Genomic DNA, 2,582 nt, shown 5'->3' on the forward strand with positions numbered 1-2,582 from the left:
GGGGCGGCGCCGCCGCGTCCGATCCACCAGGCGAGCCGGCGCCAATGGCGCAGCACGGCCCAGACCCGGGCGGAGATCGCCCGGCGGTCTCCGCCACCGATATAGCGTCGTTCACGGAAGAAGGCATTGGCGACAGCGTCCGCCGGGCGGCGAGGCGTATCCTCGATCGCCGTCAGCAGATCGATGGCGGCGGCGAGCCGCGCGCTGGGAGTCATGGGCGTCCTGTCAGTCTGGGCGTCTCGATCGAGCGTGGGGCCGGGATCAGTCGCGGCGGTAGTTCGGTGCCTCACGCGTGATCGCCACGTCGTGGACATGGCTTTCGCGCAGGCCGGCGCCGGTGATGCGGCGGAAGCGCGCGCGGATCTGCAGGTCGGCGACCGTCGCCGAGCCGGTATAGCCCATGCCCGCGCGCAGGCCGCCGACCAACTGATGGACGACGGCGTCCATGCCGCCCTTGTACGCGACGCGGCCCTCGATCCCTTCGGGGACCATCTTGTGGGTTTCCCTGATTTCCTGCTGAAAATACCGGTCGGCCGAGCCCCGGGCCATGGCCCCCAGGCTGCCCATGCCCCGATAGGATTTGTACGACCGCCCTTCGTAGAGGAAGACCTCGCCCGGCGCTTCCTCGGTGCCGGCCAGGAGCGAGCCGATCATGACTACGTCGGCCCCTGCCCCGATCGCCTTGACGATGTCGCCCGAGGTTCGGATGCCGCCGTCGGCGATGCACGGCACGTCGCGTTCATGGCAAGCGGCCGAGGTTTCCAGGACGGCGGTGAATTGCGGCACGCCGACGCCGGCCACGACGCGGGTGGTGCAGATCGAACCCGGGCCGATGCCGATCTTGACGCAATCGGCCCCGGCTTCGATCAGGGCGACCGCAGCCTCGGGCGTGGCCACGTTGCCGGCGACCACCTGAATATTGTCATCCATCGCCTTGACCCGCGACACGGCGTCCATCACCCCGGCGGAATGGCCGTGGGCGGTATCGACGACGATGACATCCACCCCCGCATCGATCAGCGCTCGGGCCCGGTCGAGCCCGTCCTGGCCCACGCCGGTGGCGGCGGCACAGCGAAGGCGACCCAGATCGTCCTTGTTGGCCAGCGGATGCAGGACGGCCTTTTCCATGTCCTTTACCGTGATCAGGCCGATGCAGCGGCCCTCGTCATCGACGACCAGCAGCTTTTCGATGCGGTGGCGGTGCAGCAATTGCCGCGCCTGGTCGCGCCCGACATCGGACCGGACGGTGACCAGGTTCTCCCGGGTCATCAGGTCCCGCACCTGCTGGTCGGGGTCGGTGGCGAAGCGGACGTCGCGGTTGGTCAGCATGCCGACCAGCTTCTTCGTCTCGCGCTCGATCACCGGAAGGCCGCTGATGCCGTGGCGGGACATGATGGCGTTGACGTCGGCCAGCGTCTGGTCGGGACAGACGGTGACCGGGTTGACGACCATGCCGGATTCGAAGCGCTTGACGCGCCGGACGTGCTCGGCCTGCTCCTCGATGCCCAGATTCTTGTGGATCACGCCCATGCCGCCCTGCTGCGCCATGGCGATGGCCATCGAATCCTCGGTCACGGTGTCCATCGCGGCCGAGATCAGCGGGATGTTCAGGCCGATGCGGCGGGTCAGCCGGGTGCGGGTCGTGGTCTGGCCCGGCAGGACACTGGACTGCGCCGGAACGACCAGCACGTCGTCGAAGGCCAGGGCCTCGCGGATGCGGTCATCGACACGGGCGGAAAAAGCCGGATTATTGTGCGAAGACATCGTGCTGGAACCTCCTCGATTCATGCAGGGGTCCCAGAGCCGCGGGTACCCGACCGTTGGCGCTTCCACATAAGATGCGAATCGGACCGTGGCAAGAAAAAGACGCACGACCATGCCGGAGACGAATGAGGAATGAGCAGAAACACATATGTCTATCTGGCCGGGGACCTGGTCTTTCGCCCCGGCGCGATCGCGATCTTCGACCGGCTGCGGGCGCTGTGCAGGGCGGTGGGACTGGAAGGGCTGGCCCCCTTCGACGGTCAGGCGGGCATCGAGACCCTGCCGCCGGGGCTGGAGACCACGCTGAAGATCGTGGCGGCGGACCGCGCCCTGATGGATCGCTGCGCGGGCGGCATCTTCTGCGTCGATCCGTTTCGCCGCGCGGCAGACATGGACCCCGGCACGGCGGTCGAGATCGGCTATATGATGGCGCAGGGCAAGAAGCTGGCCGGCTATACGGTCGATGGCCGGCTCTATCCCGAGAAGGTCGCGTCCTATCGCCTGACGGCCTGGGGAGATGCGCTGCGCCAGCGGGTGACGCATGACGCGCCCGTGGAATCCGGCGCGATCGAGGATGCCGACGGCATCCTGGCCCATTCGGACGGCATGGTGCAGAACGGCATGATCGAGGGATTTATCCGCATGTCCGGCGGGTTCGTCGCCGTCCATGACGATTTTTACGAAGCGTTCCGCATCGCCGCCGAGGACCTGGCCCTGCTGCCCACCGGCTGGTATCCCAATGATGTGGCGCTGGCCGATGGCTGGCTCTACGCGATCAACGGCAAAAGCGACCCCGGCCCCAATCCCGGCAATTGCGC

At 67.5% G+C, this 2,582-nt stretch carries 1 protein-coding gene and 2 pseudogenes; 1 reads left to right on the plus strand and 2 read right to left on the minus strand.

What is annotated here, in order from left to right; all coding sequences use genetic code 11:
* Positions 1-215 (minus strand): annotated as a pseudogene (locus HUK84_RS14745) (RsmB/NOP family class I SAM-dependent RNA methyltransferase); the annotation flags it as partial.
* 46 nt (positions 216-261) lie between these two features.
* Positions 262-1,764, minus strand: coding sequence for an IMP dehydrogenase (gene guaB, locus HUK84_RS14750; protein ID WP_176640960.1), 1,503 nt, complete (start codon positions 1,762-1,764; stop codon positions 262-264).
* A 132-nt stretch (positions 1,765-1,896) separates the two neighbouring features.
* Between guaB and HUK84_RS14755 the strand changes: the two are divergent.
* Positions 1,897-2,478: pseudogene (locus HUK84_RS14755) on the plus strand (nucleoside 2-deoxyribosyltransferase); the annotation flags it as partial.
* Positions 2,479-2,582 lie beyond the last annotated feature (104 nt).

Source organism: Nguyenibacter vanlangensis (assembly GCF_013376155.1).
Lineage (GTDB): Bacteria > Pseudomonadota > Alphaproteobacteria > Acetobacterales > Acetobacteraceae > Gluconacetobacter > Gluconacetobacter vanlangensis.

What these genes read in the sequence shown, in the direction of transcription:
- guaB (WP_176640960.1), bottom strand. Translation starts at nt 1,764, where the DNA reads ATGTCTTCGCACAATAATCCGGCTTTTTCCGCCCGTGTCGATGACCGC.